This is a genomic window from Lysobacter sp. MMG2 (assembly GCF_016735495.2).
Taxonomy (GTDB): Bacteria; Pseudomonadota; Gammaproteobacteria; order Xanthomonadales; family Xanthomonadaceae; genus Lysobacter_J.
Genome location: NZ_JAERQY020000005.1, coordinates 279,317 through 305,676, shown reverse-complemented (window position 1 = coordinate 305,676; position 26,360 = coordinate 279,317). Strand labels below are relative to the sequence as shown.

Annotated in this window: 24 protein-coding genes; 15 read left to right on the top strand and 9 right to left on the bottom strand. The window is 66.2% G+C overall.

The annotated features are described in order from the left end of the window. Positions 1-937: 937 nt before the first annotated feature. The 8 genes from JI752_RS17910 to JI752_RS17875 all read left to right on the top strand — a co-directional run bounded on the left by JI752_RS17910 (position 938) and on the right by JI752_RS17875 (position 9,720). Positions 938-1,372 carry a DUF5412 domain-containing protein gene (locus JI752_RS17910; RefSeq protein WP_216966678.1) on the top strand — a complete coding sequence of 145 codons (435 nt, stop codon included), beginning with the start codon at positions 938-940 and terminating at the stop codon, positions 1,370-1,372. Between the two features lie 901 nt (positions 1,373-2,273). Further along, on the top strand, positions 2,274-2,471 hold the full coding sequence (locus JI752_RS17905; protein ID WP_216966676.1) for a hypothetical protein: 198 nt from the start codon (positions 2,274-2,276) through the stop codon (positions 2,469-2,471). A 186-nt stretch (positions 2,472-2,657) separates the two neighbouring features. Next, positions 2,658-2,876, top strand: a complete 219-nt coding sequence (locus tag JI752_RS17900; protein ID WP_216966674.1) for a hypothetical protein — start codon at positions 2,658-2,660, stop codon at positions 2,874-2,876. Between the two features lie 115 nt (positions 2,877-2,991). Further along, complete coding sequence (locus JI752_RS17895; RefSeq protein ID WP_216966672.1) at positions 2,992-3,240, top strand: DUF1272 domain-containing protein; 249 nt, start codon at positions 2,992-2,994, stop codon at positions 3,238-3,240. 221 nt (positions 3,241-3,461) lie between these two features. Beyond that, complete coding sequence (locus JI752_RS17890; RefSeq protein ID WP_216966670.1) at positions 3,462-3,983, top strand: RNA polymerase sigma factor; 522 nt, start codon at positions 3,462-3,464, stop codon at positions 3,981-3,983. Between the two features lie 2 nt (positions 3,984-3,985). Next, on the top strand, positions 3,986-5,038 hold the full coding sequence (locus tag JI752_RS17885) for a FecR domain-containing protein (protein WP_216966668.1): 1,053 nt from the start codon (positions 3,986-3,988) through the stop codon (positions 5,036-5,038). Positions 5,039-5,198: 160 nt separating this feature from the next. Beyond that, on the top strand, positions 5,199-8,231 hold the full coding sequence (locus JI752_RS17880) for a TonB-dependent receptor (RefSeq protein WP_216966666.1): 3,033 nt from the start codon (positions 5,199-5,201) through the stop codon (positions 8,229-8,231). A 109-nt stretch (positions 8,232-8,340) separates the two neighbouring features. Beyond that, positions 8,341-9,720, top strand: a complete 1,380-nt coding sequence (locus tag JI752_RS17875; RefSeq protein WP_216966663.1) for a hypothetical protein — start codon at positions 8,341-8,343, stop codon at positions 9,718-9,720. Between the two features lie 78 nt (positions 9,721-9,798). On the opposite strand, the gene JI752_RS17870 is transcribed toward JI752_RS17875, so the two are convergent. Continuing rightward, entirely contained in the window at positions 9,799-11,289 is a 1,491-nt protein-coding gene (locus JI752_RS17870) for a catalase (protein WP_216966661.1), read from the bottom strand. Between the two features lie 304 nt (positions 11,290-11,593). On the opposite strand from JI752_RS17870, the gene JI752_RS17865 reads away from it, so the two are divergent. The 6 genes from JI752_RS17865 (at position 11,594) to JI752_RS17835 (ending at position 14,963) form a co-directional block, all read left to right on the top strand. Beyond that, positions 11,594-12,061 (top strand): hypothetical protein, encoded by a 468-nt coding sequence (locus JI752_RS17865; protein WP_216966659.1) that lies wholly within the window; start codon positions 11,594-11,596, stop codon positions 12,059-12,061. 74 nt (positions 12,062-12,135) lie between these two features. Beyond that, positions 12,136-12,414, top strand: a complete 279-nt coding sequence (locus JI752_RS17860) for a hypothetical protein (protein ID WP_216966657.1) — start codon at positions 12,136-12,138, stop codon at positions 12,412-12,414. Between the two features lie 66 nt (positions 12,415-12,480). Further along, entirely contained in the window at positions 12,481-12,888 is a 408-nt protein-coding gene (locus JI752_RS17855; RefSeq protein ID WP_216966655.1) for a DUF2750 domain-containing protein, read from the top strand. A gap of 67 nt (positions 12,889-12,955) precedes the next feature. Further along, positions 12,956-13,783, top strand: a complete 828-nt coding sequence (locus JI752_RS17850; RefSeq protein ID WP_216966653.1) for a hypothetical protein — start codon at positions 12,956-12,958, stop codon at positions 13,781-13,783. Positions 13,784-14,134: 351 nt separating this feature from the next. Next, positions 14,135-14,566 (top strand): hypothetical protein, encoded by a 432-nt coding sequence (locus JI752_RS17840; RefSeq protein WP_216966649.1) that lies wholly within the window; start codon positions 14,135-14,137, stop codon positions 14,564-14,566. 127 nt (positions 14,567-14,693) lie between these two features. After that, positions 14,694-14,963 carry a hypothetical protein gene (locus JI752_RS17835; RefSeq protein ID WP_216966647.1) on the top strand — a complete coding sequence of 90 codons (270 nt, stop codon included), beginning with the start codon at positions 14,694-14,696 and terminating at the stop codon, positions 14,961-14,963. 71 nt (positions 14,964-15,034) lie between these two features. Here JI752_RS17835 and JI752_RS17830 read toward each other — a convergent pair whose 3' ends face one another. The 3 genes from JI752_RS17830 to JI752_RS17820 all read right to left on the bottom strand — a co-directional run bounded on the left by JI752_RS17830 (position 15,035) and on the right by JI752_RS17820 (position 19,307). Beyond that, positions 15,035-15,388, bottom strand: a complete 354-nt coding sequence (locus tag JI752_RS17830; protein ID WP_216966645.1) for a hypothetical protein — start codon at positions 15,386-15,388, stop codon at positions 15,035-15,037. 496 nt (positions 15,389-15,884) lie between these two features. Beyond that, complete coding sequence (locus JI752_RS17825; RefSeq protein WP_216966643.1) at positions 15,885-17,495, bottom strand: autotransporter outer membrane beta-barrel domain-containing protein; 1,611 nt, start codon at positions 17,493-17,495, stop codon at positions 15,885-15,887. Positions 17,496-17,552: 57 nt separating this feature from the next. Beyond that, positions 17,553-19,307: a hypothetical protein gene (locus tag JI752_RS17820; protein WP_216966641.1), complete on the bottom strand. Its 1,755-nt coding sequence runs from the start codon at positions 19,305-19,307 to the stop codon at positions 17,553-17,555. Positions 19,308-19,514: 207 nt separating this feature from the next. Between JI752_RS17820 and JI752_RS17815 the strand changes: the two genes are divergently transcribed. After that, positions 19,515-19,730 (top strand): hypothetical protein, encoded by a 216-nt coding sequence (locus JI752_RS17815; RefSeq protein ID WP_216966639.1) that lies wholly within the window; start codon positions 19,515-19,517, stop codon positions 19,728-19,730. Here the strand turns inward: JI752_RS17815 and JI752_RS17810 are convergent. The 5 genes from JI752_RS17810 to JI752_RS17790 all read right to left on the bottom strand — a co-directional run bounded on the left by JI752_RS17810 (position 19,727) and on the right by JI752_RS17790 (position 26,357). Beyond that, positions 19,727-20,512 (bottom strand): TSUP family transporter, encoded by a 786-nt coding sequence (locus JI752_RS17810; protein ID WP_216966637.1) that lies wholly within the window; start codon positions 20,510-20,512, stop codon positions 19,727-19,729. The two genes, JI752_RS17815 and JI752_RS17810, sit on opposite strands and share 4 nt — an antisense overlap. A 259-nt stretch (positions 20,513-20,771) precedes the next feature. Next, a complete protein-coding gene (locus JI752_RS17805; protein WP_216966634.1) occupies positions 20,772-21,185 on the bottom strand; it encodes a hypothetical protein in 414 nt (137 codons plus the stop codon). Between the two features lie 60 nt (positions 21,186-21,245). Continuing rightward, complete coding sequence (locus JI752_RS17800; RefSeq protein WP_216966632.1) at positions 21,246-21,593, bottom strand: gamma-glutamylcyclotransferase family protein; 348 nt, start codon at positions 21,591-21,593, stop codon at positions 21,246-21,248. Between the two features lie 35 nt (positions 21,594-21,628). Beyond that, the gene (locus tag JI752_RS17795) at positions 21,629-24,922 is read right to left on the bottom strand and encodes an error-prone DNA polymerase (RefSeq protein WP_216966630.1); all 3,294 of its coding nucleotides are present in this window, start codon (positions 24,920-24,922) and stop codon (positions 21,629-21,631) included. Between the two features lie 10 nt (positions 24,923-24,932). Beyond that, positions 24,933-26,357 carry a DNA polymerase Y family protein gene (locus tag JI752_RS17790; RefSeq protein WP_216966628.1) on the bottom strand — a complete coding sequence of 475 codons (1,425 nt, stop codon included), beginning with the start codon at positions 26,355-26,357 and terminating at the stop codon, positions 24,933-24,935. Positions 26,358-26,360: the final 3 nt, after the last annotated feature.

Below are 26,360 nucleotides of genomic sequence, written 5' to 3'. Positions count from 1 at the left end.
ATAGCCATCAAGGCCCAGCATCGAAGCGATGCAGCAGTCCGAGGCCGGATATACGTGCGCAGTCGACTCGGGCGCCGGATGCGGGAGGCTTGCAGCCAGAGGAGGAGTCCATATACGGACATTGGGGTGGCGCGGCGGACGGGCGAGAGCTAATGTCCGCTTTCGACCCAAAGCGGTCATTGGCCTGTTCGCTGGGGTCTGGCATCAGACGTATAACCGGACCCACGGGTCCGTCTATTAGCTAGTTTGGTGGGCCAAATGGTTGCGATGAGCATGCGAACCAAGAGCAGCCTTGGGTACGGGGTAGCGATGGCTTCGTCGGTAGCATTCTTTTTGCTATCGGCTCCTGACCTCGCGGGCGCACAGGGGGCGTGGATCGCTGGTGGCGCCTCATCGCTAGCCGCACTCATTCTCGGCTGGCTGCTTGGGGGCTGGTACGCTCCGGTGTCTGGGGAGCGCCCCACGTATGAGTTGGTGCTTTGCCCCGTTGTGGTTCTCGCCCTGTCTCTAGTCGCCAGCCTTGTCTTTCTCACTGTGTGGGGTCTGGCGGTCGGTCCACCCGAGCCGCAGCCGTTGATGGCTTTGGCGGTAGTTCTCTACTTCGGCGTGCTCGTGTTTTTTAGCGTGGCTTGGCCGGCGGTCGTTCTAGGCTTTGGCGCAGTTGCTATCTGGCTTGCACGGTGCAGTCGGTCCGCACCTAACAATTCATTCAAGCCGAAGCCACTTCCTGGCTCGGCTTAACTCAGACGTTGGCGAATGGCCGCTTTTGGCCGATAGCGGACATCAGGGCAGGGTGGAAGGCGAGGCAGGTGCTAATGTCCGCTTCCGATCCGAAGCGGTCATTCGAAGACTTGCTTCTCGCTCGAATGACCGCAGGAAGCGGATCGATCCGCGGGTCCATCCATCAAGGAGTTGGGGGTAATTGATGAGGGTTCTCGTGCTTCTCCTGCTCTCGCTAGTTGGCGGCTGCATTGCCGCAGATCCTTCGCATGACGAAGTAGCGCGCTCGACCTCACCAGACGGCACTATCGACGCAGTTGTAATCGAGTCCAATGGCGGCGCCACAACCTCATTCTCGTATGACGTCTGCCTTGCTCGTCGCGGCGGGGATTGCAATGTCGAGGCATCCGTAGCCAATCTTTACGGGGCCAGTCGAAGCGATCAGGCATATGGCATCAACATTCGCTGGGCCGACGCTTCGCTGATTCGAATTGAGTATCTGGATGCCGAGCGCGCGGAAGTACTTCGCCCCACGACAGCAATTGGCGGTCGCACTGTGAATGCTGTGCTGCGGTCCGGCGTCAATGATCCATCTGCTCCGCCTGGCGGCATGTTGTACAACCTCGCGGCGACGACCGCTTCTGGCCGATAGCGGACATTCGGGCAGGACGGACGCGCCGACCGCTGGTAATGTCCGCTATCGACCCGAAGCGGACACTATCCTGGTGGCGATCAATGACCTCGTTTATGGACGGTATCTAGCTGGAAGCTGTGGAGTTCCTGCGAGGGAAGTCATTGCCAGCACACGCGAAGCCCGTGTACATCGCCATGTGCCAGCACAGCCGCGGCCTGCCGATCGATCAGGTATGCCCACAGTGCAATGGTGCGTTGTCCGCTGAAGAGCGCGGAAGCGCGTGGATCCTCAACTGTCCGTGGGGTTGTTGTAAGAACACATTGAGAGGGCTCTGACATCCGCTCCTGGCCAATAGCGGACGTTCGGCCGGGACGTACGGCGGCCGGGCTGCTAATGTCCGCTTTCGACCCAAAGCGGTCATTACGCAGTGGCACGCGACGCAGCGGCACTGGCGTGACAGCCGGCGGCGTCCAGCGACCCTCCGTGATCTGGGCGTCCGGCCAGGACTTCGCTCCCGCACTTGGATTGGGACGAGGTTGCCGTCCACTTGATGCTTGCATGGAGCAGCAGCTCCATCTCCCGACGAGTAGGTTGGCGAGATGTCGAGCCGGTTGTCTACGAGGCATGGCGATCGTCGCAGCAGTCACGCAGAGATACTGAGGTGACTTCAGCGGGACGCGTCAGAGTTGCGTGAGGGATAGCTCGTCATGTCCGTATCCGTTAACGACGAGTAGCTTTCCCGCTCCGGGGTCAAAGGTCGGGACAGGAGGCAACAGCGGACAAGGTCGAGAAGCAGCTGTAGTTGCGCCCCGGCGCGCAGCTCTCATCATCCCCTGATCACCTCGGTGTACTGCGCGTCACCGCTTGCTGACGGCTCGGCGCGCAGTGTGGTTGCTCGGCACTTCGCCGACGCAGCGGGATGAACGAGATGGGTAGCATTGACGAACGCGACAAGCAGGACACAGGTCAGCAGAACCAAGGGGGTTCGCAGCGTCCTGACGAGCCGGCGGGCCCCATCGCCCTACACAACGAAGAGCGACGCACAGGCATTAGCGGGCAGCTCGACGAGGAACACGACAGCGAGAATGCGGAGCAGGGTGAGGAAGGAAAGAAGTGATGGATCTCACCTGCCATTCGGCGGCCGAGCTGGCGTTCGGAGTTGGAACAGAAGACGGCGAGCCGCTCTTGGATGGGCCGCGCCTGATGAGACGCAGCACACATGAGATGCGTAACCAAGGACTGAGGTGCCGCTGTGGCCTTTGGCCGTGAGAATCGAAAGACGGAACGCAAGGCGAGTGCCCGCGTGTGGCAGGGCGCCGTGGTCGGGCTTGCGGCGCTGATCGTCAACGGACTTCTCGCCAGTATCACCAACGGGGCAGGGGGCCTTCTGCGCCCCGTCATTGAAGTCCTCGGATGGGTCATCCCGGTCGGACTGTTCGCGATCGCGTTGGCACTGGCCATCAGCGGCGTGTGGACGATCTGGCGACTTCGCGCGGACTTCCACTCGGCCCACGAGAGCTGACATGGGCGGCGTGGTGCCCCGTGTCACTCAGGGCGTGTCCAGACAAAAGGCCCCGGTGTACGCTAACGGCCGGAGTTGGGTATCGATCAATCTGGCCCGTGCATAGGAGTCCGACATGCTGCAGATGCGTCCAGGCTGCGAGTGCTGCGATGTCGATCTGCCGGCAGATTCGACAGACGCGTGGATCTGTTCGTTCGAGTGCACCTTCTGCACGACCTGCGTCGAGTCGGTGCTCGGCGGTCGCTGCCCCAACTGTGGCGGCTCGTTCTCCAGGCGTCCCACCCGCGTCGGTGGTGCCCTGGAAAGAAATCCGGCATCCACCGAACGGGTGTTCAAACCCGGTGGTTGCGCTCCAGCGACCTGACAAGTCGTACAACCCGACTGCCCACTGACCGTTCGCTGCCGCCAAGCCGCGTAGCCGGGCGGTCCTCCGTCTTCCAGGAGGGCGGATTGAGCGTGGGAGTCTCATGAGTCCCGAGCTGGAATTGCCTCTCGGCTGATGCCCGCAACCAAGCGCGCGCCGTCATCTACGCGTCACCGGAACCGCGTAGCTTCGCGCGCACTCCAAGGGATGGCGGATGCACATTGGCCGAACAGGCGAGAAAGGGATGGGCGCGCATGTTCGCCGAGCAGGCGCCGGTGCTGCGCGGCTTCTTCGTGCGTCGCGGTGCCAACGATGAGGCGGAGGATCTCGTGCAGGAGACTTGGCTGCGCCTGTTGCGCGCACATCGGACGCAGCGCGAGGAGATAGGCAATCCCGAGGCGTATCTGTTCACCGTTGCGCTCAACCTGGCGCGGGAGCAGGCCGTGCGCCGCCAGCGGCCGGTGCAGTCCATCGAAGAGGTGGACCACATGGCCGCGCTGCTGGCCACCGATGAGTCCGTGGAAGACGCCACCGAGCGCACCCAGCGCCGTGTACGCCTGCAGGCCCTGCTGGCCCGCCTGCCCGAACGCACGCGCGCCGTGCTGGTGATGCAGTACCGGGACGGCCTCAGCTACAAGCAGATCGCCGACCGGCTCGGCGTATCGCAGCACATGGTGAAGAAGCACGTCGTCCGCGGCCTGTCGTTCTGCCGCCGGGCGTTGGTGGAGGACGCGAAGGAGTGACGATGGAACGGACGCCGATGACGGAACGGATTTCGCGCGAAGCGCTGGAATGGCATGCGCTGCAACGCCAGGGCGGGTTGGGGGCGACGGACCAGGCGCGCTTCATGGACTGGCTGGTGTCGTCGCCGGAACACTTGCGCAACTACCTGGCCGTCGGCCGGCTGGCGGCCGACCTGGCCGAGGCCATGCGTGCGACGCCGCTCGATCAGGCCGAAGCGGACGCGCCTGCCGCCGGCGCGACGCCGTCGAACGTGATTGCCTGGCCGATCAAGCGCGCGCGTGTGGCTTCCGCATCCCCATCACCGCGCCGCAGCGTGCGTCTGCGGCACCTGGCCGCCGCCGCGGGCCTGCTGCTCGTACTCGGCGCAGCGGCACGCATTGCGATACCGCATTCGGAGCGTTACGTCGCCGCGCACGGTGAGCCACGATCCATCGAGCTTCCCGACGGCACCGTGGTGCACCTCAATGCCGAGAGCAGCCTGCGCATCCAGTTCGGCCTGACCGGGCGTCGTGTGGAGCTCGAGCGCGGCCAGGCCAGCTTCGTTGTCGCCGACGAGTACCGGCCGCTGTCGGTGCACGCCGCCGGGTTGCAGGTACGCGATATCGGCACGACGTTCGATGTGTCGTTGCAGCGCGAACAGGCGCGCATAGGTGTCGCCGAAGGCCGCGTGCAGGTCATCGGCGACGATGGAGACGGCGGCCTTCTGGCCGATCTGCGCGCAGGGCAGGGTGCACGCATCGCCTACCGCGACCATGCGGTGAGCATCAGCGACGAGGACGTCGACACGATGACCGCCTGGTGGACACGCCGCATCGTGTTCCGCAACGAATCGCTGCGCGACGTGGCCGACCAGTTCAATCGCATCAATACCGTGCGCTTGGATGTCGACGAAGCCGCGGGGACACTGCGCCTGACCGGCAACCTGCGCGGCGACGACCTGGCGTCGATGCGCGCGTTCCTCGATGAGCAGCCCACGCTGGTGACGCAGGCATCGAGCGCCGGTATCCGCGTGAGCGTTCGCGCGGAGCAGGGCGGCGGGGCATCACCGCATTGACGATTGCAGAGCGCGAGCGAACCGACTTTTCGCAATCCCAACGTTGCAACAAAAAATTCATCAAAGAAACGGTGCCCGATCCGCGCCTGGCGCACTCGTAGTTGGGGCAAGCGCAAGAGATCGCCTTGCGCATACCGAACCCACCCCACTGGATCCTACGATGCGCCGTCTTCTGTTCCTTTCGATCGCCCTTGCCCTGCAGGCAACGCCTGCCATCGCGCAGCAAGCCCGCGTCGCCGCCGAGGCGATTCCCTCGCAACCGCTCGACCGCGCCCTCAATTCCCTTTCGCGCCAGACCGGCCTGCAGTTCGTCTACAGCGAGCAGACCGCCGGCAACCCGCGCACGCGCGCCATTCCCGCCGGATTGCCATCGGATCAGGTGTTGCAGCAGTTGCTTGCCGGCACGGGACTTCGCCATCGCTACCTCAACGACACCACGGTGACGATCGAGGCCGCCGCCACGCCCGCCGCGCAACCCGGCGCCGCGCCGAATCCGCCCGCGACGACGCCGTCATCGCCGCCGCAGGCGGGCGACCCGGTGCTGGAGCTGGAAGGCATTGAAGTCGTCGGCACCTACAGCCGAAGCCTGGAGCAGGCGGTCGATCTCAAGCGCTGGAACATCGGCTTCTCCGACTCCATCGTCGCCACCGACGTGGCCGATTTCCCCGAGCAGAACCTCGCCGAGGCATTGCAGCGCATGCCGGGCGTTTCCATCGAGCGCAACAAGGGCCTGGGAACCAAGGTCAGCATTCGCGGCCTGCCGTCGGAGTACACGCAGGTCACCATCAACGACCTGGCGACCGCATCGGGCAGCGGCGGCCGTGATGTCGAGTTCGACATCTTCGCCTCCGAAATCATCCAGCAGGTGACGGTGCAGAAGTCGCCCACCGCGGCGGACGAGGAGGGCGGAATCGCCGGCACGGTGAAGATCTCCACCGCGCGTCCGTTCGACTACGACGAACGCCGTCTGGTGGTGTCGGCCGAAGCCGCGCACAACTCGATCTCGGAGGAAGTCGATCCCAAGTTCGCCTTCCTCGCGAGCGATACCTGGGGCGATTGGGGCGGACTGGTTTCCTTCTCCAAGGCCAAGCGCACCAACCGCACCGATTCGACGTCGGGCATCAACTTCCGGCCGATGTCGCGGTTCCTGGGCGTGTCCGGTTCGCGTGGCGCCCAGGCCGAAGCCGTGCTGGAACGCGACACGGGCGTGGTCATCAACAACCGCAACAATACCGCTGAATCCAACCTCATCGTCTTCCAGGACAAGGTGGGCGATCGCGTCTACGTCAACGAGCAGGACAAGTGGGGCGCGACCGCCTCGCTGCAGTACCGGCCGAGCAGCCGCTTCAGCCTGAGCTTCGATGCAATGGTCGGTGCGTATGACACGACCGAGGACGAGTACGACGCGGCCGCATACTCGGCGTCCAGCCGAAGCACGCTGGAGACCATCCACGAGTACGACGCCGATACGCTGTCGCAGTACGGCATGCTGGTGCTGCGCGATGTGTCCTACACGGCGACGCAGCATGAGTTCCTGAGCAAGGAACGCATCAACAAGACCGACTACCAGCAGTTCAGCCTCGACATGGACTGGTCGGGCGATACCTGGCGCCTGGACGCGATGGCCGGTTATTCGGGCGCCGAGAAAACCTCGGACTTCGCCAACCTCAAGCACGTCGCCTACGCGCCGTCGCGCACGCGATGGACGGGGCGCAGCGGCGAGACGATCCCCAGCGCATCGTCGGCCGGTTTCGACATGTACGGCTCGCCAGAGAAGTACCTCTTCGAAGCGTACGAAACCACGCTGGAGAAGGTCAGCGACGACAAGTACGCCGCGCAGGTGGACTTCAACAAGTCGCTCGATCTGGCCTTCGCGCCGGCGCTGCGCAGCGTGCAGTTCGGCGCGCGTTACACGGACAAGTCCAAGGAGCGCAACTACGGCGAATTGAAGATCACCGGTCCGACCGCCGGCAGCACCGCGTGGGTCAACACGCGCACGCTGGCCGACAGCCCGCTGCAGTGGATCGGCGACATCGTCCCCGGCGGCGACTACAGCCTGAAGGGTCTGGACTGGAGGCAGGTCTCCAACGAGTACGCGCGCGACGCCTTCCGCTACGCAGGCTTCCGCACGCCGTTCGATGTCGGCCAGTACTACCGCGTCGACGAGGAAGTAGCCGCGCTGTACGCCATGGCCGACGTCGCCTTCGACATCGGCAGCGTGCCGGTGACGATCAACGGCGGCGCACGCTACGTCGATACGTCCGTGCTGTCGTTCGGTTATCACCCGGTGCAGAACGCAAACGGCAGCACCGGCTACACGGACACGCCGGTGTCACGCAAGGGCAGTTACGACGACCTCCTGCCCAGCCTGAACATGACCGCGGAGTTGGCGCCCGACTTCCTGCTGCGCGCTGCGGCGTCGGAGACGATGATGCGGCCGGCCCTGACCGACATCGCCTACAAGCGCACGGCAAGCTGGACCTCGTTCCGCTTCACCGACGGCAATCCGGACCTGCAGCCGACCTACGCCAAGCAGTGGGAGATCGGCCTGGAGCGCTACTTCGGCGAAGGCGGCCTGTTGGCGGGTTCGTACTTCCACAAGAAGATCGACGGCGTGGTCATCAACTCCTTCACCGGCGTGGTGCCGGATGTGGCGGTGTACAACGCCAACGGCACGCTCAACGGCATCTACGACTTCGACGTCTACCAGCCCGTCAACGCCGACGGCTCGTACGACGTGGACGGCGTCGAGCTCAACGCGCAGGTTCCGCTGGGCACGCTGCATCGCTCGCTGGAGGGATTCGGCATCGCGGCCAACTACACCTGGCTGGACAGCTCGCTGGCCGGCGAGTCGGACCTGGGCATTCTCACGCCGATGCCTGGACTGGCGGAGAAGACCTATAACGTCACCTTCTACTACGACAACAACCGCTTCGACGCCCGCGTGTCGTACAACCACAAGGGCGAGTACGTCGAGTCGATCGGCTACGACATGTACCCGATCTGGCGCGACGCGTACGGCCAGGTCGATTTCTCCATCGGCTACCGCATCACCGACAACATCAAGCTGAGCCTGAAGGGCATCAACATGACGGACGAGGAGACCAGCGGTTACACGATGGATCCTTCGTTCCCTACCATGTACGAGTTGTCGGGACGCCGCATCAGCCTGGGCATCCGCGCGGACTTCTGATCGCGGTGTCGTCACACGACCTGGCGGCCGCTGGGCCGCCAGGTTCTGGCCCTGCGTCGACGGGACACATTCCCCGTCGGTGCCCGCCATCGAAGCAAGGAAACTCGTCATGCGTCTTAACGTGCTGCTGCCTGTCGCGGCGCTGCTGTGCCATTGCTCCCCCGCATTCGCCCAGGACAACCACGCGCGCAGCTGGCTGGCCGGCGACCATCACGTGCACAGCGAATGGAGCGTGGACTGGGACCGCTCGACATCGCCGCCCACGCCGATCCGCGGCGGCGACTCTCCGTACTCGCGAACTCACAACGCACGGCAGGCACTCGCGAACGGCCTGCGCTGGATGGTCCACACCGATCACGGCGGCCCCGGACATTCCGTGGTGACGCGCGATCAGGCCTGGCCCGCGTTGCAGCAGGCGCGACGCGACGTGCCCGTGCTGATTCAGTTCCACGGAATGGAGTTCGACGTGCCCGGCGGCGAGCACGCGTCGTTGATCGTCGCGCCCGGGGCAGGGGAGCGCGAGCAGCAGTTCGTCATCGAACGCGATTTCGGTCGCGGCGAGCCGCTGTCGCCCGGCACGCGCGAGGATGGCCAGTTGATGCTCGACGCGCTGGCGTACATGCGCGTGCAGGAACCACGCCCGCTGATGTTCATCAACCATCCCTCGCGCACGGCGACCGGCGTGGACGCATGGGGCGAAGTCGAACCGGCCGAACTGCGCGCGTGGCACGACGCCGCGCCCCAGGTGCTGGTCGGCATGGAAGGCGCGCCGGGCCATCAGGCGGCGTCGTTGCACCGGGGGCTGTATCGCAACGATGACGCGCCGACGTTCGGCGGCTTCGACCAGATGACGGCGCGCGTGGGCGGCGTGTGGGATTCGATCCTGGCCAGTGGGCGCCGCTTCTGGATCACGGCGACGTCCGACTCGCACGTCAACCGGCGCGATGGCGGCCGCGACTTCGATCCCGGCCAGTACAGCAAGACCTACGTCTGGGCGCGACCGGAGGCTAGCGATGTGCTCGAGGGCATGCGCGAGGGGCGGATGTTCGCGGTCACCGGCGATCTGATCGATGCGCTGGAACTGCGCGTGCTGTCCGCGCGCGAACCATCGCGCAGCGCATCCATGGGTGGCGCGTTGCGCACCGTTCGCGGCGAGAAGCTGAAGGTCGAGTTGCGCGTGCGCCAGCCCGCGCGATCCAATGCCAACGATCAACGGTCACGTCTGGATCACGTCGAGCTGATCCTGGGCCACGCGGCCGACGACGGCCCGCCGCGCATGGACGTGAAGCGGTTCGGCGTCGATGCGATGAAGCGGGAAGGCGAATGGCTGACGGTGGGCTGGGAGGTCGACTCGCCGCCGCACGGAGGCTTCGTTCGTGCGCGTGGGACCAACAGCGCCGAGGACGCGCCAGGCGCGGACGTGGCCGGCGAGGACCCGTGGGCGGATCTGTGGTTCTACTCGAACCCGGTGTTCCTGCAGGCGCGCTGATCGCGGACAGAGTGACTGCGGGCGCACGGTTGCCCAACGCATGCCCGGCGGTTACGCCAGGCATGCGTCGGCATGCGATCAACCGGCCTCGATCGGCTCGTCGACCGTCACGTCCAGCTTGAGCGCGCGGGCCACGCCTGCGCCGTAGGCCGGATCGGCCTTGCTGCAATTGGCAATGTGGCGCCGCTTGATGAACTCCGGCGCATCGCCCATTGCACGCGCCGTGTTGTCGAAGAGCACCTGTTGCTGTTCCGATGTCATCAGGCGGAACAGGTCGCCGGGCTGCTTGAAGTAGTCGGCGTCGTCCTCGCGGAAGTTCCAGAAGTCCGCATTGCCGTTGATCTTCAACGGCGGCTCGCGATACTCCGGCTGCGCCTCCCACTGGCCGTAGCTGTTGGGCGTGTAGTGCAGGTTGCCGCCGTAGTTTCCATCCACGCGCATCGCGCCGTCGCGGTGGTTGCTGTGGACCGGGCAGCGGGCCGCATTCACCGGGATCTGGTGGTGGTTCACGCCCAGCCGGTAACGCTGCGCATCCGAATACGCGAACAACCGCGCCTGCAGCATCTTGTCCGGCGAGACGCTGATGCCCGGCACCAGGTTGTTCGGCGCGAACGCGCTCTGCTCGACGTCGGCGTAGAAGTTCTCCGGATTGCGGTTGAGCTCCATCACGCCCACTTCGATCAGCGGGTAGTCGCCGTGCGGCCATACCTTGGTCAGGTCGAAGGGGTGGTAGGGCACCTTCTCGGCATCGGTTTCCGGCATCACCTGGATGTACACCGTCCACTTCGGGAACTCGCCGCGCTCGATCGCATCGAACAGGTCGCGCTGATGGCTTTCGCGGTCGCTGCCGATCAGCTCCTGCGCTTGCGCATCGGTGAGGTTCTTGATGCCCTGCTGCGTGCGGATGTGGAACTTCACCCAGAACCGCTCGCCCTGGTCGTTGTAGAAGCTGTAGGTGTGCGAACCGAAACCGTGCATGTGGCGGTAGCTGGCCGGGATGCCGCGGTCGCTCATCACGATGGTGACCTGGTGCAGCGCCTCGGGCAGGCTCGTCCAGAAGTCCCAGTTGTTGCGTGCGCTGCGCAGGTTGGTCTTCGGATCGCGCTTGACGGCCTTGTTGAGGTCCGGGAACTTGCGCGGGTCGCGCACGAAGAACACCGGCGTGTTGTTGCCGACCAGATCCCAGTTGCCTTCCTCGGTGTAGAACTTCAGCGCGAAGCCGCGGATGTCGCGCTCGGCATCGGCCGCGCCGCGCTCGCCGGCGACGGTGGTGAAGCGGGCGAACATCTCCGTCTTCTTGCCGACCGCGCTGAAGATCTTCGCGCGCGTGTAGCGGCTGATGTCGTGGGTGACGGTGAACGTGCCGAAGGCGCCGGAGCCTTTGGCGTGCATGCGGCGTTCGGGAATGATCTCGCGATTGAGGTTGGCGAGCTTCTCGATCAACCACACGTCCTGCATCAGCAAGGGCCCGCGCGGGCCGGCGGTCATGCTGTTGTCGTTGTCGATGACCGGCGCGCCGAACGCCGTGGTCAATGGGGTCTTGGCGGGCTTGTCGTCGGGCTGGCTCATGCTGGCACACCGTGCGCTGGGGGAGGGTCGAATATAGCCGCCCGGCGCACGCAGACTCGAATCGCTTATCCACATGAGTGCAATAGCGCACGACTATCCAAATGGTCCTCGGCGGGAGGCGTGGCGGATGGCGGGCGTCCTTCCCGTCGGGGGCTTGGCCGGGCCACATTGGCTGTTGCGGCGCGTGTGTGCTGCCGCCCGATGGCGGACACGCCAACGCCCTATTGGGAACATGGCATGATCCAACAGGGATGCCGGGCGGGGCGGCACGTTGGATCATGCGCGCATAGGGGGCGGGGCAAGGATGACGCTTGAGAAATACTTCGACACGGACGACGGATCGCTGCCCGAAGTGGAGGTCACATTCGCGGATCGATCGAACCTGGAGCCTGCGTTGCGTCATCTCTACGATTCCGGCGGCTCTGACGTTTCGCGCGGCGACAGACAGGTCTGGTCGAAACTGCGCCAATCGGAACGAAGCTACGCCGGCCCTGCGGACGCAGCCTTGGTCGCGTCGGACGAACTGGAGCCGTTTCACGTGGTTCTGCGGGGAGTCCGTGGATCGGAGCATGCCATCCCGGACCTCGGTGTCTTCGTATGGCCCTGCGGCCTGACCCTCGATTACCGGATGGGCGCGGAGTGGGGAAGCCACGAGATCGAGTCGTTCCTGCACCTCCTACGGCGGCTGGTCCACCGGGGCGGCGCAGTGGCGGTTCCGTGGTGGGGTGCGGAAGGGGAGCATGACTTCAAGAGCGCACTCCTACTTGCGTAGCCAGGCCGGTCGACGCGGCGTCAACGTCTTCGGGGGTATGTATGTTTCGCGCGGCACGTGGCGCACTGATCTTCATGTTCTGGCTCATGGGCGGCGGCATGATGCTCGCCAGCGGTGAGCCGCCGCTCGGCATTTTGTTGATCCTGGTCGGAATCACGCTTCCGGTCGTCACGGCGAACCGCGCCATGGACAACGCCCGTGCGCGCCAGGGAAAAGCCAGGGACTTCACGACGACCTGGGAAGACGTGGCCCACCTGAGCACGTGCGATGTCGTCGTGCATGTCGTGTCGCTGGTGATCGGCATCGCGTTGGCCGTGGTCGCCGTTACGCTGCTGGGTGTGGGCGGGGCCTAGGCGGCGTATTCCGGGCGCGGTCTTGCCCGGGCTACGTAGGCAGAATGCGCATCAAAGGGAGTTGGAATGTCAGACGGATACAGGTTGGCTGCGCAGGAGGTAGGTCACGTCCTGCAGCGAAGCAACGCAGAACGCTTCGAATACTTCGTCCACAAGGTCGCGGACTGGGGTGAGGTCTGGAGCCTGAGGACGGCGGGCGGTTGGGTGCTGTTCGGCACCGACGGGGGGATACAGGCCGCGCCGTTCTGGCCGTTTCGGGAGTTCGCCCAGCAGTGCGCTGTCGGCGAGTGGTCGGATGCGTATCCGGAACCGATAGATCTTGAGGCAGTTGTCGAACGGTGGCTTCCGGGCCTCGCGCGCGACGGGCGCTTGGTCGCGGTGTTTCCCAACGCCAGTGGCGAGTCTTCAACCATCGGCCCGCTCGATCTTCTGGAGAGGATCGAATGCGAGCGGGACAAGATTTCAGACGATTAGATTGCCCGACATGCGAAAACTCATGGGTCCGAACGCCCTTTCCGTCCCTCCTTCTCCTGGTTGCCTGATGAAGTCCATCCTGCTCTCCCTCTGCCTGCTCAGCCCCACCGCGCTCGCGTGCGACACGGCGCACCTGGGCTTGTCCGGAGCACTCAGCGTGACGACCTGCTCTCCAACGCAGGATTCAGAGCGCTGCGTGTACTCCGGTCAGGCGCTGTACCAGTACCTGGAGGCGGTGCCGGACAGCGACGAACTCCTTACGATCGGACTGCAGGCGAGCCCCTGGCGCATGTACGACGCAGAGACGCGCATCCTCACCGTGGACGACATTGCAGACCTCGTGAGACCAAAGCTGGGCGGTAAAGTGGAGCGCGTCGAGCTTATTGCTTCGTGGACCGGCGTTTCGCCCGAACCCGGTGTGCTGTCGCTGGCCGATCGCGTTTCCGATGCCCTCGACGGTTTCCCGGTCAAGGGCGAGGACGGTTTTCTGTGGCTGGCGAAGGATGGAACGCGCCGCACGACGCGTCAGGCGTTCACCATGCGCGAGGGTGCCGGCTCGTATTTCGTACCTGAGGGTTCCGAAGTGCTCGCTTCTCTCGTGATGGGCTGGCCTGCCTTCGTGCAGGAGCAGATTCCCGAAGACGACGCCGACATGCTGACCCGCGCCGCGGCCGGCTGGGACGTCTTCTTCCTGTGCCCGGACAGGGCGCTCGCCGGCTTCGAAAACGCTGCGACGAAGGGCAGTGCCATCGCCGCGTACAACGCCGCGCTCATGCGGCTGGAACGCGGGGACGAGGGCGACCGCGCTGCCGCTATCGCGCTGCTCGAACGCGGCGCGACGCTGGGCGATGCGAAGTCGCGTGCGCGGCTCGAATCCGAGCGCGGGCGTAAGTAAGTTGTCGGTTTCCGCCTATGAGGCGCGGCTGTGGTGCAAGCCAGGCGCTATCACGAGCGCAAACGTATTCCCGGGTGCGACCTGCGGTCTTACCCGGGCTACGCTGGCTGCCGGCGAGTGGTCGGATGCGTGTCCGGAACCGATAGATCTTGAGGCAGTTGTCGAACGGTGGCTTCCGGGCCTCGCGCGCGACGGGCGCTTGGTCGCGGTGTTTCCCAACGCCAGTGGCGAGTCTTCAACCATCGGCCCGCTCGATCTTCTGGAGAGGATCGAATGCGAGCGGGACAAGATTTCAGACGATTAGATTGCAGTGTGCGAAACCAGATCGACGAGTCCACCAGAGAACCCACCATGCGCAAATTCATAGGCCGCCTGTTCTCCAACCCCAAAGCGCACCTGCTGAGTGTCGCCGCCGCCCTGGACTTCCCTGATGACGTACAGCGTCAGATGCGCAAGGCAGGCGACGAGGAGTGCGAGGCCATCCTGCTCGCCCAAGTGGAAGGGCGGCACGGGGGCCCTGTTGACTGGCGTGGCACTGCGGAAGACATCTATCAGACCCTGGATCCCTGCCTCACGAGTTCCGAGCGCGCGCTCATGCCTGCGCTGTCCGAACTTCAGGCTCAACCGCCTGCGCAGATCGCCGCCGCTGTGGATGCATACCTGCTCCCTGGACCCCGGGCGCTGCGTGCGCTCGAGTCATTTGGCGATTTCGTCATCGTGCTGTTGGTCCCGCGCCACAAACTGGAGGCATTTGATCGGTCGGTGGGGTCATGGCTCGCATGACTGACGTGCGCTGAAGGCGTGACCGAGCGCTTTTCACGAACGGCAACGTATTCCCGGGTGCGACCTGCGGTCTTACCCGGGCTACGCTGGCTGTAGGATGTAAAGAACCAACGCGGGAGGGGCGAGCATGAACAGGATCATTCGGATCTGCGCAGCGATGGTTCTTACGGCAACTGCAAGCACCGTTCTTGCTGCCGATTCGTACGAGATTGAGGTTTCGCATGACGACGAGCTTTTCATCATCAATGGTGAGAAATTCGAGGCTAAGACCTGGTGCCCTGACATGGAAGAAGGTGATGAAGTGATATTCATCGAGGGCAGCCCGTATGGTGCCTGCGCGTCTGCCAAGCTGCTCAACCTTCGGACCGAAAAGATCTGTAACGTTTGGTGCGCTTGAGTCAATGGTGTGACGCGGGAAGAGCAATGAGTCCTCTGGATCTGTCACGAACGTAGGCCGATGTGCCTCGCTCAGGGCGATTCTTCTTCCAACTTTTCACACGTGAAGATGACTTCGATCTCCGCCTGCTTGGCGCCGCCGCCGCCCCAGGCTCCGTCAGTGGTCTGATAGGCCGTGCCCATCTGGCCCCGTTGACCTTGGGCTGATTCCATTACGGCTTCAGTGCCCGGCTTCTTCTCGGCACAGAAGTCGTTTGCCACCTTCATGGCCTTGCCTTGCATCTTCGACGTGTTCCCGAAGACGGTCGCGGACGTCCCGCCAATCATGTATCGCCCTTTGCCAAGCGGTACGACGTCGGACATTCCGGCATGTGCAACGGAGACGCAGAGCAGCGCAAGGGTGCAGAAGAGGAACTTGGGATTCATGAGACTGTCGGCGTTGAGGTGCAGTCGATAATCCCGGAATGCCCGCCCGATGGCGCACCGCTTGTCGTGTCGCATACCTATGAGACACGCTGTTGCAGCGGCGATGTCGGATGAATTGCAGGGCGTATTGCTTGCCGATCGCCTCGGCCGTTGCGGACGGACAGTGTAACGGTACTGCTACCGCAATTCCAACCTTCACCGTCATTCCCGCGAAGGCGGGAATCCAACTCGCCGACTGCTCACACTTTCCGTCGGGCGTGCATCGTCGGGTAGTTGGATCCCCGCCTTCGCGGGGATGACAGCTTCAACCGAAATGACACGCTTCAACCGCAATCACGGCATCCACCGCAATGACGTGTTCAACGCAATGACGTGCAGCCACCTCAACGCGCCCGAACTTGGCAGCGCCGGCAGCAGGCGCAGGCAAGGCAGGGCAGCCCGCCCGGAGGGGCAGGCGCTTCACTTGCACGGGCTGGAATCATCCGCTCCCCCACGCTCACCAGTTCGCCCGAAAACCCAGCTTCGCCTCCCACGCGCGCCGGTCGTCGTCGAAGCCCTGCGAGTAGCCCAGGTTGGTGTAGAGGAAGCGGTTGCGGTCGAGGTCGCCGGTGTAGCCGATTTCGACTTCCCACCAGCTGCCGCCGAGGTCGGCGTCGAAGGGGATGTCGCCCAGCCGTGACGAGAACGACGTCACCGGGTCGCCCTTGAACTCGTGCCACACGCTCAGCCGCGCCCAGCCGGTGTGGTCCAGCGGGCCGGACTCGTAACCCTTGCTGTTCCATTCGCGCGAGAGGCGTGCGCTCAGGCGTGCGAGCAGCGATTCGTTGTCGTCGAAGTGCACATCGGCGGCGAGGTCCGACGAATCGCCCAGGTCGATCCACTGATAGATCAGCTGCGCCTGCGGTTCGATTTCCCACTCGTTGCGCGTGCGGAACGGGTAGCCGCCTTCGATCGATGCGGCCAGGCCCCAGCCGTCGGTCTGCATGCGGATGCGGCGTACCGATTGCGCGCTGGCGTCGTACCACGTCGCCTGGAGCACGCCGTCGAGGTAGGCCTCGCGCTCGCTGTAACGCGTCCAATAGCCGCCCAGCGTGTAACCGTCGACGAACACGTCGCCGGCGAGGTTCGAGAAGACGTGCTCCACCTGCGTTTCGGCGTGGCCGATGGCGGCGTACAGGCCGGCATGATCGCGCGGTCCGTCCTGGTCTTCTTCGCGCTTGAGGTCCAGGCCCAGTTGCACGGCGGTCAGCACGTAGTCGTACTCCGGGCCGCGGTCGTAGATGCCCGCGCCCTCGGCGTCCTTTTCGCCGTTGACGTAGATCAGCCGGCCCCAGAAGCCGTCGATGCGGAACTGCTCGGGCAGGTCGCGATTGCGCAGTTGCTCCTGCTCGCCCACGCGTTCGTGCAGCGTGTCGAGCAACGAGCGTCCGTACTGCAATGTCGTCGGCGCGAGTGCGGTGTACACCGACACTTCCGGCCGGAACTGCGGAATCGGCGGCGGCAGTGGCGGCAGCGGCGGTGGCGCCGGTGGATCGGGCGGATCCGGAATCGGATCCGGCACGGGCGGCGGCTCCGGTGTCGGGTCGGGCGGGGGAGGCGGCGGCGGTGGATCCGGTGTCGGGTCCGGCGGCGGATCGGGCGGCGGCGGTTGCGGGCACGGTGGCACGGGTGCGTTGGGGCCACTGCAATCCAGCGTGGAGCGCAGGTACCAGTTGTCGGGGCCGTCGGCGTCGACGCTGCCGCGATGCAGCGTGTACTCATACGGGCCGGCAATCGCCGGCGCTGCCAACGCGAACAGATTGGCCGACGTCGTCGCGCCTTCGATGGCCTGCACCACGAGGATGCCGTTGGCGACGGTGACGTCGCCCGCGCCGTCGGTGTTCGCCACGGCGAGCAGGCCCGGGCCTGTAGCGAGACCGCCGTTGTAGAGGATGAGCTTGTCCGACGGTGAGTTGTCGGCTCCCAGGAACGTGTTGATCGCCAGCGTGCCGCCGGCGCCCACGTAGTCGCGCGTCCACAGTTCCTTGAAGGCGCCCGCCTGCGGCGCGGTGAACTCCACGCGGCCGGCGTTGGTCAGCGTCGCGGTAAGGATCGAATCGACCGGCACCGTCCAGACGCTGGACGCATCCAGCGTGCCGTTGGTGAGGTAGTACGCCTCGCCGGTCTAGTGCGAGGCGTTCTGCAGCGTGATGTTTGCCGTGGCGGCGGCATTCGCGCCGGCCGCGCCGTTCAACGTGGCGTTGTCGGCGAAGAGCTGGACGATCGAGGGCTGCGCGAAGGGCGTCGCGGTCGTCTGCGCGTACATCAGCCAGTTGGGACTGCTCACCAACGCACCACCGTCCACCGTCACGTCGAGCGGCCCGTTGCCGAGGATGGCGACGTAGTCGCTGGTCATGGTGCCGCCGGTCAGCGTCGCCTGGTTCACCAGGTTGGTGGTGCGATTGGCCGAGTACAGGCCGATGGTGCGCGTGCCGGTCGCCGTCACCTGCGAGTTGGTGAGGTCGATCGAAGCCGGAGAAGTGAAATTGAACAGCTCCAGCGCCGCCGCGCCGTCGCGTGTGGTGATGCGTGAGTCGCGCCCGGTGATGACGCCGTTGTCGCCCGCGAACAGGCCGACGCCGCCCGTGCCGGTGGTGGTGATGGTGTTGTTGGTGATGTCGAGCGTCGCCGTCCCGGTGTTGATTTCGGCGTAACCGCCGCGCCCGTTCGGCGAGGACACGTTGACGGTCGTGCCGGTACTGAAGATCGCGCCCTGCGATTTCAGGCCGGCGATGGGGAGGCCGGCGACGACGGCGAAGCTCGAGCCGATCGGCCCATCGACGGTGGCGAGGTTGGCCGTACTGAGCACGTAGAACGTCGGGTTCGTCGTCGCGGCCATGGTGAGGTTGCTGCTGCCGGTGAGCGTGATCGTGGTGCCGGGCCGCGACCACACGCCCGCGCCGGCGCCCACGCCGGTCACCTGGAAACTGTCCAGCGTGAGCACGCCGCCGTTCATCGCGACCGCGCCGGTGCCGCTGGCCTGCGCCGTCGACGGGTTGGTGAAGTCCACCCGCAGGCCGCTGCCCAACGTGCCCGCCGCCACGGTGGTGTTGTCCGCGCTCACGCCCACGCTATTGGTGCCGGTCATCGTGATGAGCGTGTTGGCTGGCGTGAATACCTGGCCGCCGTCGTGGACGTAGATGCCCAGCGAGCCGGTTCCGCTCATCGCGATCACCGGCGCGAGGGCATTCTCGACCCGACTGTTGGCACCGGAGGCGCCCAGCGCGACCGCATTGGACGCGGCGGTGTTGATCTGGTTGATCTGTGTCGCCACGACGCGCCCGCCGGCTTCGGCGATGAACCCGTGCGCATTGGAGATGGTGGCGCCTGCGGTGGCGGTGCTGTTGATCGTGGCGTTGGCGACGTTGATGAGCCCGCCGTTGATCGCCACGACGGCATCGCCCACGCCGGTGATGTTGAACTGGCCGCCGGTGATGTCGATGCGGCTGCCACTGCCGTTGGCGATGGCGGCATTGCCACCGGTGGTGAACAGGTTCACGCCCGCCGGCACGAGGATCACCGCGCCGTCGGCGAACAACGTGTTGCCCGTGACGGAAGTGAAGCTGATGGCGCCAGGCAGTGGCGGCGCCTGAGTGTCTACCGTCAGCGTGCCGCCGCTGCGCACGCGCACCGCGTGCGTGGAGGTGGGCGCCGTGATGGTCGTGCTGCCCAGCACCTGCCCGGTGCCGCCGTTGAGATCGATCGGCGCAACAACGCCCGGCCCGAAGGTCTGCGCGCACACCATCGCCGGCATCAACGCGAGGCTTGCAAACGACGTCCGCGCGGCAACCAGGTGCAGCGCCTCGCGGATGCCGATCGTCAGGGGAAGGACGCGCGCGCGTGGCGCGACACGTCGACCGTCAGGAGGTGTCCTGTCCATGGTGCGTCCTGTTCAGCCACCAACGCCAAGCGTTCGAAGGCCGAGCAAAGCGCGGTGCGGGTGATGGTCGTGTGAGACGTGAACGTGAAGAACAGGCTGACTGCGCCGCAGCGCTGTTACAGCCGCCGATGCGTTTTCGGCAGGTTTCGAGGCCCGAAAGTCTGCGGCGTTCCGGCCGATAAGAGGGACGAGGACGGAGGGCCGGCGATGACCGACAGCATGCCAACTCGAATGCAGGTCGCGATGGGCGTTGCGGTGGTGCTGCTGTTCGCGGTGCTGGGAACGTTCGCCGTGCGTTCGCGCGCGGCCGATGACTGCCGCGCGGCGATATCGCGCGCGACTACCGACTACAAGATGCACAAGGCACTGCGCAGCGTGCAGTGCAGGGAAGCGCTGGGCAGGCCGTCGACGAACGACGGTTAGGCGTGGCCCAGCACGAACGCCGTCACCGGATTGGCCGGATCGGACAGCAGTTTCGCCGTGAGCAGCAGCGACATGGTCACCAGCAGCGGGCGGATCACCTTGCCGCCCACGCGCATGGCCAGATGCGCGCCGAGCTGGCCGCCGGCAATGCTCGAAACCGCCATCAGCAGCCCCAGCGTCCACATCACGTGGCCGCCGGCGATCAGCGTCAGCACGGCGGCGACGTTGCTCGACAGGTTGAGGAATTTGGTGTGCGCGGTGGCCGACACCAGGCCCAGTCCGAACAGCGCGACCAGCGCGGTGGTCAGGAAGGAGCCGGTGCCCGGTCCGAAGAAGCCGTCGTAGAAGCCGATGGCGGTAACGATGCCGAGCATCGCCATGGGGCCGAAGCGGCCCTGGCGGTCTTCCTCGCTCGCCTTGGGCGCGAACAGGAAGTACAGCACCATCAGGATCAGCAGCATCGGGATCAGGCCCGACAGGAACGCGGGGTTCAGACGCTGCAAGGTCCACGCGCCCAGGGCGGAGCCGATGAAGGCACCCAGCGCCGGTTTGAGGAAGCGGCGGAAATCGATGCGGCCCTTGCGTGCGAAGGCGACCACCGCGCTCGCGGTGCCGAAGCTGCTTTGCAGCTTGTTGGTGGCGATGGCGTTGACCGGTGGGATGCCGGCGGCCATGAGCGCCGGGATGGTCAGCAATCCGCCGCCGCCGGCGATGGCGTCGATGATGCCTGCCACGAAGGCGACCGCCATGAGCAGGGCGATCGTGTCGGTGGCAAGTTCCATGAATGACGTTCGCGCGAAGGGGGCGGCGAATGATAGTGGAAGCGGTGAGGCCGCGCGCGCCCTCTACCGGCGCTTCGCGCCACCTTCTCAGCTCCGCACTCCCTTCCGTCGCCGCGAGGGGAGAAGGAAGAGCAAAGGCTACGCTGATCGACTTTCCCTTCTCCCCTTGCGGCGACCGAAGGGAGTGCAGAGCTGAGAGGGACAGGTTCGCGCAGCGAACCAGGGAGAGGGGTAGGGCGTGTCGCAGCAACGCGCTACATCAGCGCCCGTGATGCGGCCCCTCGCCGAACGCGATGTCCCAGCAGAACACCACCGCGGCGATCATCAGCACGCCGTGGAAGCCGAACGTCAGCAGCATGTTCAGCGTGAGCCGGCTCAGCGGCAGGTCGCCCATGCGTGAGCCGGTGCGGAACAGCTCGTGGTAGGCCAGAAGACTCAGGCCGGCGCCCAGGGTGATGCGCAGCGTGCGGGTCATGATGCGCGAGAAGCGGTAATGCAGCGCCTCCAGCGGGGTCTCGGCGCGGATGGCGAGCATTTCCAGCCCGGCGACGCGTAGATGCTCGCGCGCCACGCGTTCGGCCGCGGCGCGGTCGTGGAAACGCCCGAGCACGCGCGTTGCGGTTTCACCGTTTTCAGGGCGTCGATAGGTGACGAAGTATCGGGGTGCGTCCACGGCCGGCCTCGGCTGCGGGGGATGCCAGGGCGCGATCCACGGCGGGATCGCCATCAGGAATCACGTCGAATCCGGGCCCGCCCGGCCATCGACGGTGTAGACCCAGGCCTCCACGCATCGGCCGTCCTCCAGCCGGACCTGGGCGAGTTCCCGCGCATAACCGTCCTCGAAGGCGTCCAGCCGCGCCCAGTGCGGGCCGAGCTGCGTCGAGCTGAAAACCAGGCCGGCGACGTCGCCGCCGTCTTGCGCCAGCACCAGCCCGGGAAAGCCCATCGCCGCGCCCCAGCCTTCCGCACGCAGGGTGCCGGTGACGATGGCCGGCTCCCACGTACCGGGCACGTCGGCCAGCACGTGCGCGTTGGGGCGTCCCGGCGCGAGGCTTCCGTAGACGAAGAGGCGTTCGATCATCGTGTTCTCCGTGGTGGATGAGGGGGCTGCGCCCGTCAGCGGAAATCCCGCGACGGCGCCTGCAGTTCGCCGAGCAGCTCGCTCAGGTCGGTCAGCTGGCCGGCGATCAGATGCTCCACGCCGTCCACGCGCTCCCAGCGTCCGCGCACGGCGAGCAGCGTCGCATCCAGCAGCGGTTTGCGCTGGCGTGCGGCCAGGTCCGGCCAGACGATGACGTTGATCATGCCGTGTTCGTCTTCCAGCGTGACGAAGATCGTGCCCTTGGCGGTGGCCGGGCGCTGGCGCTGCGTGACCAGCCCGGCGACGTGCACGCCGCGTCCGTGGCGCGCATCGCGCAGGTGGCGCGAGCCCTGGATGCGCCGCGCGTCCAGCTGCGGCCGCAGCAGCGCCATCGGATGCGAGGCCAGGCTCAGTCCCGTGGCGCGGTAATCGGAGAGGATTTCCTCGCCGATGCGCGGCGCGGGCAGGTCGATGCGCGCTTCGTCCGGACTTCCGGGCAACAGCGGCCGGCGGCGTTCCAGCCCGGCCACGGACCAGCGCGCGACATGGCGATTGCCGACCAGATGCTTCAACGCATCGGCTTCGGCCAGCGCATTGCAGGCCTTCTCGTCGAGGCCGGCGCGCTGGCGCAGGTCCTGCAGGCTGTCGAATGACCGACGCGCGCGTGCCGCAACGATGGCCTGGGCCGCCGCTTCGGACAGCCCGCGCACTTCGCGCAGGCCCAGACGGATCGCCGGCTGCGCATTGGCGTGCTCACCGAAGCGACTGCCACCGACCAGCGTGCAATCCCAGTCGCTGTGCAGCACGTCCACCGGCAACACCTCCACCGCCTCGCGCATCGCGCGCGCACGTTCGTCTTCGTTCGCGAACTCGTCCGCCGCTCGCTTGGGCGCGCCGCGCCGCGCGTCCTGCACGATCTGGCTGGGCGAGTAGAACCCCATCGGCTGCGAGTTCAGCAGCGCGCAGGCGAAGGCCGCCGGCTCGTGCCGTTTGAGCCAGCAGCTCACGTAAACGAGTTTGGCGAACGAGGCGGCATGGCTCTGCGGGAAACCGTAGGAACCGAAACCCTTGATCTGCTCGAAGATCTGCTCGATGAAAGTTTCCGAATAGCCCTTGTTGCGCATGCAGTCGCGGATGCGCAGGCGGTGCGGTTCCATGTCGCCGCCCACGCGCCAGGCGGCCATCGACCGGCGCAGCTGGTCGGCTTCGCTGTCGCTGTAGCCGGCGTGCATCACCAGTTCCATCACTTGTTCCTGGAACAGCGGAACGCCGAGCGTGGGCTTGAGGATTTCCTCCACTTCCGGCGACGGGTATTCGACCGCCTCCTTGCCCATGCGACGGCGCAGGTAGGGATGCACCATGCCGCCCTGGATCGGCCCGGGCCGCACGATGGCGACCTCCACCACCAGGTCGTAGAAATTCTTCGGCTTCAAGCGCGGCAGCATCGTCATTTGCGCGCGCGATTCGATCTGGAACACGCCCACCGTGTCGGCGCGCTGGATCATCGCGTAGGTGGGCTCGTCGCCGGCGGGAATCGTGGCCATGTCGAGCTTGAGGCCGCGATGCTGCTCCACCAGATCGATTGCCTTGCGGATGCAGGTCAGCATGCCCAGTGCGAGGCAGTCGACCTTCAGCAGCTTCATCGTCTCCAGGTCATCCTTGTCCCACTGGATGATGGTGCGATCGGCCATCGCGGCGTTCTCCACCGGCACCACCGTGGACAGCGGCGCTTGCGAGATGACGAAGCCGCCGACGTGCTGCGACAGATGACGCGGATGGTCTTCCAACTGCGCGGTGACGGCGAGCACGCGCCGGATCAGCGGGTTATGCGGGTCGAAGCCGGTTTCGGCCAGGCGCTGTTCCATCTCGGTGCCGGCGTTGCCCCAACCGTAGCAACCGGCGAGCAGCGCGACCTGGTCCGGCGGCAGCCCGAACGCCTTGGCGACATCGCGCACCGCGCTCTTGCCGCGGTAGCGGATCACCGTCGCCGCCAGTGCGGCGCGTTCGCGGCCGTACTTGGTGTAGACGTATTGCAGCACTTCCTCGCGGCGCTCGTGTTCGAAGTCCACGTCGATGTCGGGCGGTTCGTTGCGTTCGCGCGACAGGAAGCGCGCCATCAGCAGGCGGCTTTCCTCCGGGTTCACCGCGGTAATGCCCAGCGCGTAACACACGGCCGAGTTCGCCGAGGAACCGCGGCCCTGGCACAGGATGTTGCGGCTGCGCGCGAAACGGACGATGTCCTCCACGGTGAGGAAAAAGGCCTCGTACTTGAGCTCGGCGATGAGCGCCAGTTCCGTCTCGATCTGCGCCACGATCTTCGCCGACGCGCCGTCCGGCCAGCGCGTGCGCATGCCGGCGAAGGTGAGCGCGCGCAGATGCGAGGCGGGCGTTTCGCCTTCGGGCACCAGTTCGAAGGGGTAGTCGTATTTCAGGTCGCGTTGAAGATCGAAGGTGCAGCGCCGCGCGAGCTGCACGGCGGCGTTGAGCAGCCCATGCGGGTGGATGTTGGCCAGCGTCGAGCGCGCGCGCAGGTGGCGCTCGCCGTTGCGGAACAGGTGCGCGCCGCATTCGGCCAGCGGCAGGCCGTGGCGGATCGCGGTCATCGTGTCCTGCAGCACGCGCTGGCGGCGCGTGGCCATGTGCACGTCGCCGCTCGCCACGGCGGTGATGTCCAGCGCCTGTGCGAGCGCGAGCAGCGTGCGCAGGCGCGCGTCGTCGTCGTCCTGGCGGTGCATTTCCACCGCCAGGTGCGTGCGTTCGCCGAACAACGCGCGCAGCCAGCGGCCGTGGCGTTCGTCCGGCGCGGCGCCCGGTTCGGCATCGGGCAGCCACAGCGCGAACACGCCGGGCTCGACGTTTGCGAAGACGGTTTCGACATCGTTGCGCGCCAGACGATAGGTGCCTTTTTCGGCTGCACGGCGACCGCGCGTGATCAGCTCGCACAAGCGCGTGTAGCCGACAGCGTTCTCCACCAGCAGGACGAAGCGCATGCCGTCGGTGAGGCGAAACTCGCTGCCGACGATCAACCGTACGCCCGTGGCGAGCGAAGCCTCCAGCCCGCGCACGATGCCCGCCAGCGAGCATTCGTCGGTGATCGCCAGCGCCTGGTAGCCGCAGTGGCGGGCGCGTTCGAACAATTCCTCCGCGCTCGCCGCGCCGCGCAGGAAGCTGAAATCCGACAGGCAGTGCAGCTCGGCGTAAGGCGGCGCGTCGTCGTCCAGATCGTCATTGGCGGCATGGCGCAGGCGCGTGCTGATCTGCAACGCGCGTGGCATGCGGTCGCCGGGCGTCTCGCGATCCACGCCGTCGATGGCGTCGTCCCAGCTCATGCCGTCGTGCTCATGCGAACCAGCCGTGCAGCATCCAGCCGTCGCGTTTGCCCGGCTCGGCGTAGGCCCAGGCGCGCTGGCCCTGCGCGGTTTCCAGGACGTAGTAGTCGCGGCGCACGTCGCCGTCGTCCCACCAGCCGCTTTCCAGACGTTCCGGGCCGGAGACGATGCGCAGTCCGGAGGACCGCAGCGGCACCGGCTGCGGCAGCAACCACGCCGGACGTGGCGGACGCGACGGCGCGGGCGCGATGCAGGCGGCGTCCTCCTCCACGCCGGCGCGTTGCCAGGCGCGTTCCGGGCGCGGATCGCCCGAGGCCGCGATGCGATACACCGCGTCGTCACCGAGCCGCGCGCGCAGGCGTTCGCGCAGCTGCGGCCACGGCATCGCCTGCGAGGGGCGCGTATCGAACAGGTCGCGCGCGGCGGGCACGAACGGCGGAAGTTCGCGCGCCAGCAGGCGCAGGCCGGTGACGGGGCGGTCGATCGACGCCTGTTCCAGCCGGTTGCGCGCGATGTCCATCAGCAGCGTCGCATCGCGTTCGGCAGCGAGCATGCCGACGGCGACGTCGGTGTGGCCGGTTTCGTGCTCCAGCCGCATCGTGAAGCGCTGCACGCCGCCGTCGCGCGCGGACAGGTAGACGGCCAGGTCGCGCACCAGCCGGCGCAGCGGGAACAGCAGCGCCTGGTGGCTTTCGACTTCGTAACTCATTTCCACGCGCGCATCGAAATGGTCGGGCGGCTGGTAGTAGTCGAGCGGGTCGTCGACGCTGCCGTAAAGTCGGTCCAGGTGATCGAGCAGCGCGAGGCCGAAACGGCGACGCACGCCGTCGCGCGGCAAGGCGCGCAGTTCCTTCAGGCTGCGCACGCCCATGCGATGCAGGCGCGTGCCGGCGTCGTCCGGCAGGGCGGCGCGGCGGATCGGTATGCGGTCGAGCGTGGCGGGCAAGGTCTGCGGCTCGAACAACACGTAGCCATCGCGCAGGCCGGCGAACACCTGCGCCGCGCGCGGCGTCGGCGCCAGGGCGATGCGGTGCTGGAAGCCGAGCGCATCGAGCTCGCGGCGCAGCTTCGCTTCCAGCTGCGGCCAGGGACCGAACAGGCGAAAACTCGCACTGGCCTCCAGCACGATCGCGCCCGGCCATTGCGCGCTCACCAGCGAGCTGTGGCGATACGCCCATGCGGCGAGGAAGCGGTGCGCGCGTGCGTCGTTGTCCGGATCATGTTCGTGCAGCGCGGCCTGCCCGCACAGGGCGTGTGCAGCGGTGAGGCGCATCCCCGGGCGAAGGCCGGCTTCGGCGGCGGCGGCGTTGACCGCATGCAGGCTGCGCAACTGCGCGGGGCCGGTGACCAGCGCGAGCGGCGCCGTGGTGTCTTCGACGCGGCGCAGGACGGCGTCGAGTGCCAGGTGCGGCAGGCGGATGCAGGCCCAGAGCATGGC

Coding starts and splice junctions, on each gene's coding strand:
- JI752_RS17905 (WP_216966676.1), top strand. CDS start 2,274: ATGAACGAGATGGGTAGCATTGACGAACGCGACAAGCAGGACACAGGT.
- JI752_RS17860 (WP_216966657.1), top strand. CDS start 12,136: ATGTTCTGGCTCATGGGCGGCGGCATGATGCTCGCCAGCGGTGAGCCG.
- JI752_RS17840 (WP_216966649.1), top strand. CDS start 14,135: ATGCGCAAATTCATAGGCCGCCTGTTCTCCAACCCCAAAGCGCACCTG.
- JI752_RS17895 (WP_216966672.1), top strand. CDS start 2,992: ATGCTGCAGATGCGTCCAGGCTGCGAGTGCTGCGATGTCGATCTGCCG.
- JI752_RS17850 (WP_216966653.1), top strand. CDS start 12,956: ATGAAGTCCATCCTGCTCTCCCTCTGCCTGCTCAGCCCCACCGCGCTC.
- JI752_RS17870 (WP_216966661.1), bottom strand. CDS start 11,289: ATGAGCCAGCCCGACGACAAGCCCGCCAAGACCCCATTGACCACGGCG.
- JI752_RS17800 (WP_216966632.1), bottom strand. CDS start 21,593: ATGATCGAACGCCTCTTCGTCTACGGAAGCCTCGCGCCGGGACGCCCC.
- JI752_RS17855 (WP_216966655.1), top strand. CDS start 12,481: ATGTCAGACGGATACAGGTTGGCTGCGCAGGAGGTAGGTCACGTCCTG.
- JI752_RS17865 (WP_216966659.1), top strand. CDS start 11,594: ATGACGCTTGAGAAATACTTCGACACGGACGACGGATCGCTGCCCGAA.
- JI752_RS17880 (WP_216966666.1), top strand. CDS start 5,199: ATGCGCCGTCTTCTGTTCCTTTCGATCGCCCTTGCCCTGCAGGCAACG.
- JI752_RS17875 (WP_216966663.1), top strand. CDS start 8,341: ATGCGTCTTAACGTGCTGCTGCCTGTCGCGGCGCTGCTGTGCCATTGC.
- JI752_RS17830 (WP_216966645.1), bottom strand. CDS start 15,388: ATGAATCCCAAGTTCCTCTTCTGCACCCTTGCGCTGCTCTGCGTCTCC.
- JI752_RS17885 (WP_216966668.1), top strand. CDS start 3,986: ATGGAACGGACGCCGATGACGGAACGGATTTCGCGCGAAGCGCTGGAA.
- JI752_RS17795 (WP_216966630.1), bottom strand. CDS start 24,922: ATGAGCTGGGACGACGCCATCGACGGCGTGGATCGCGAGACGCCCGGC.
- JI752_RS17820 (WP_216966641.1), bottom strand. CDS start 19,307: ATGGACAGGACACCTCCTGACGGTCGACGTGTCGCGCCACGCGCGCGC.
- JI752_RS17810 (WP_216966637.1), bottom strand. CDS start 20,512: ATGGAACTTGCCACCGACACGATCGCCCTGCTCATGGCGGTCGCCTTC.
- JI752_RS17835 (WP_216966647.1), top strand. CDS start 14,694: ATGAACAGGATCATTCGGATCTGCGCAGCGATGGTTCTTACGGCAACT.
- JI752_RS17815 (WP_216966639.1), top strand. CDS start 19,515: ATGACCGACAGCATGCCAACTCGAATGCAGGTCGCGATGGGCGTTGCG.
- JI752_RS17790 (WP_216966628.1), bottom strand. CDS start 26,357: ATGCTCTGGGCCTGCATCCGCCTGCCGCACCTGGCACTCGACGCCGTC.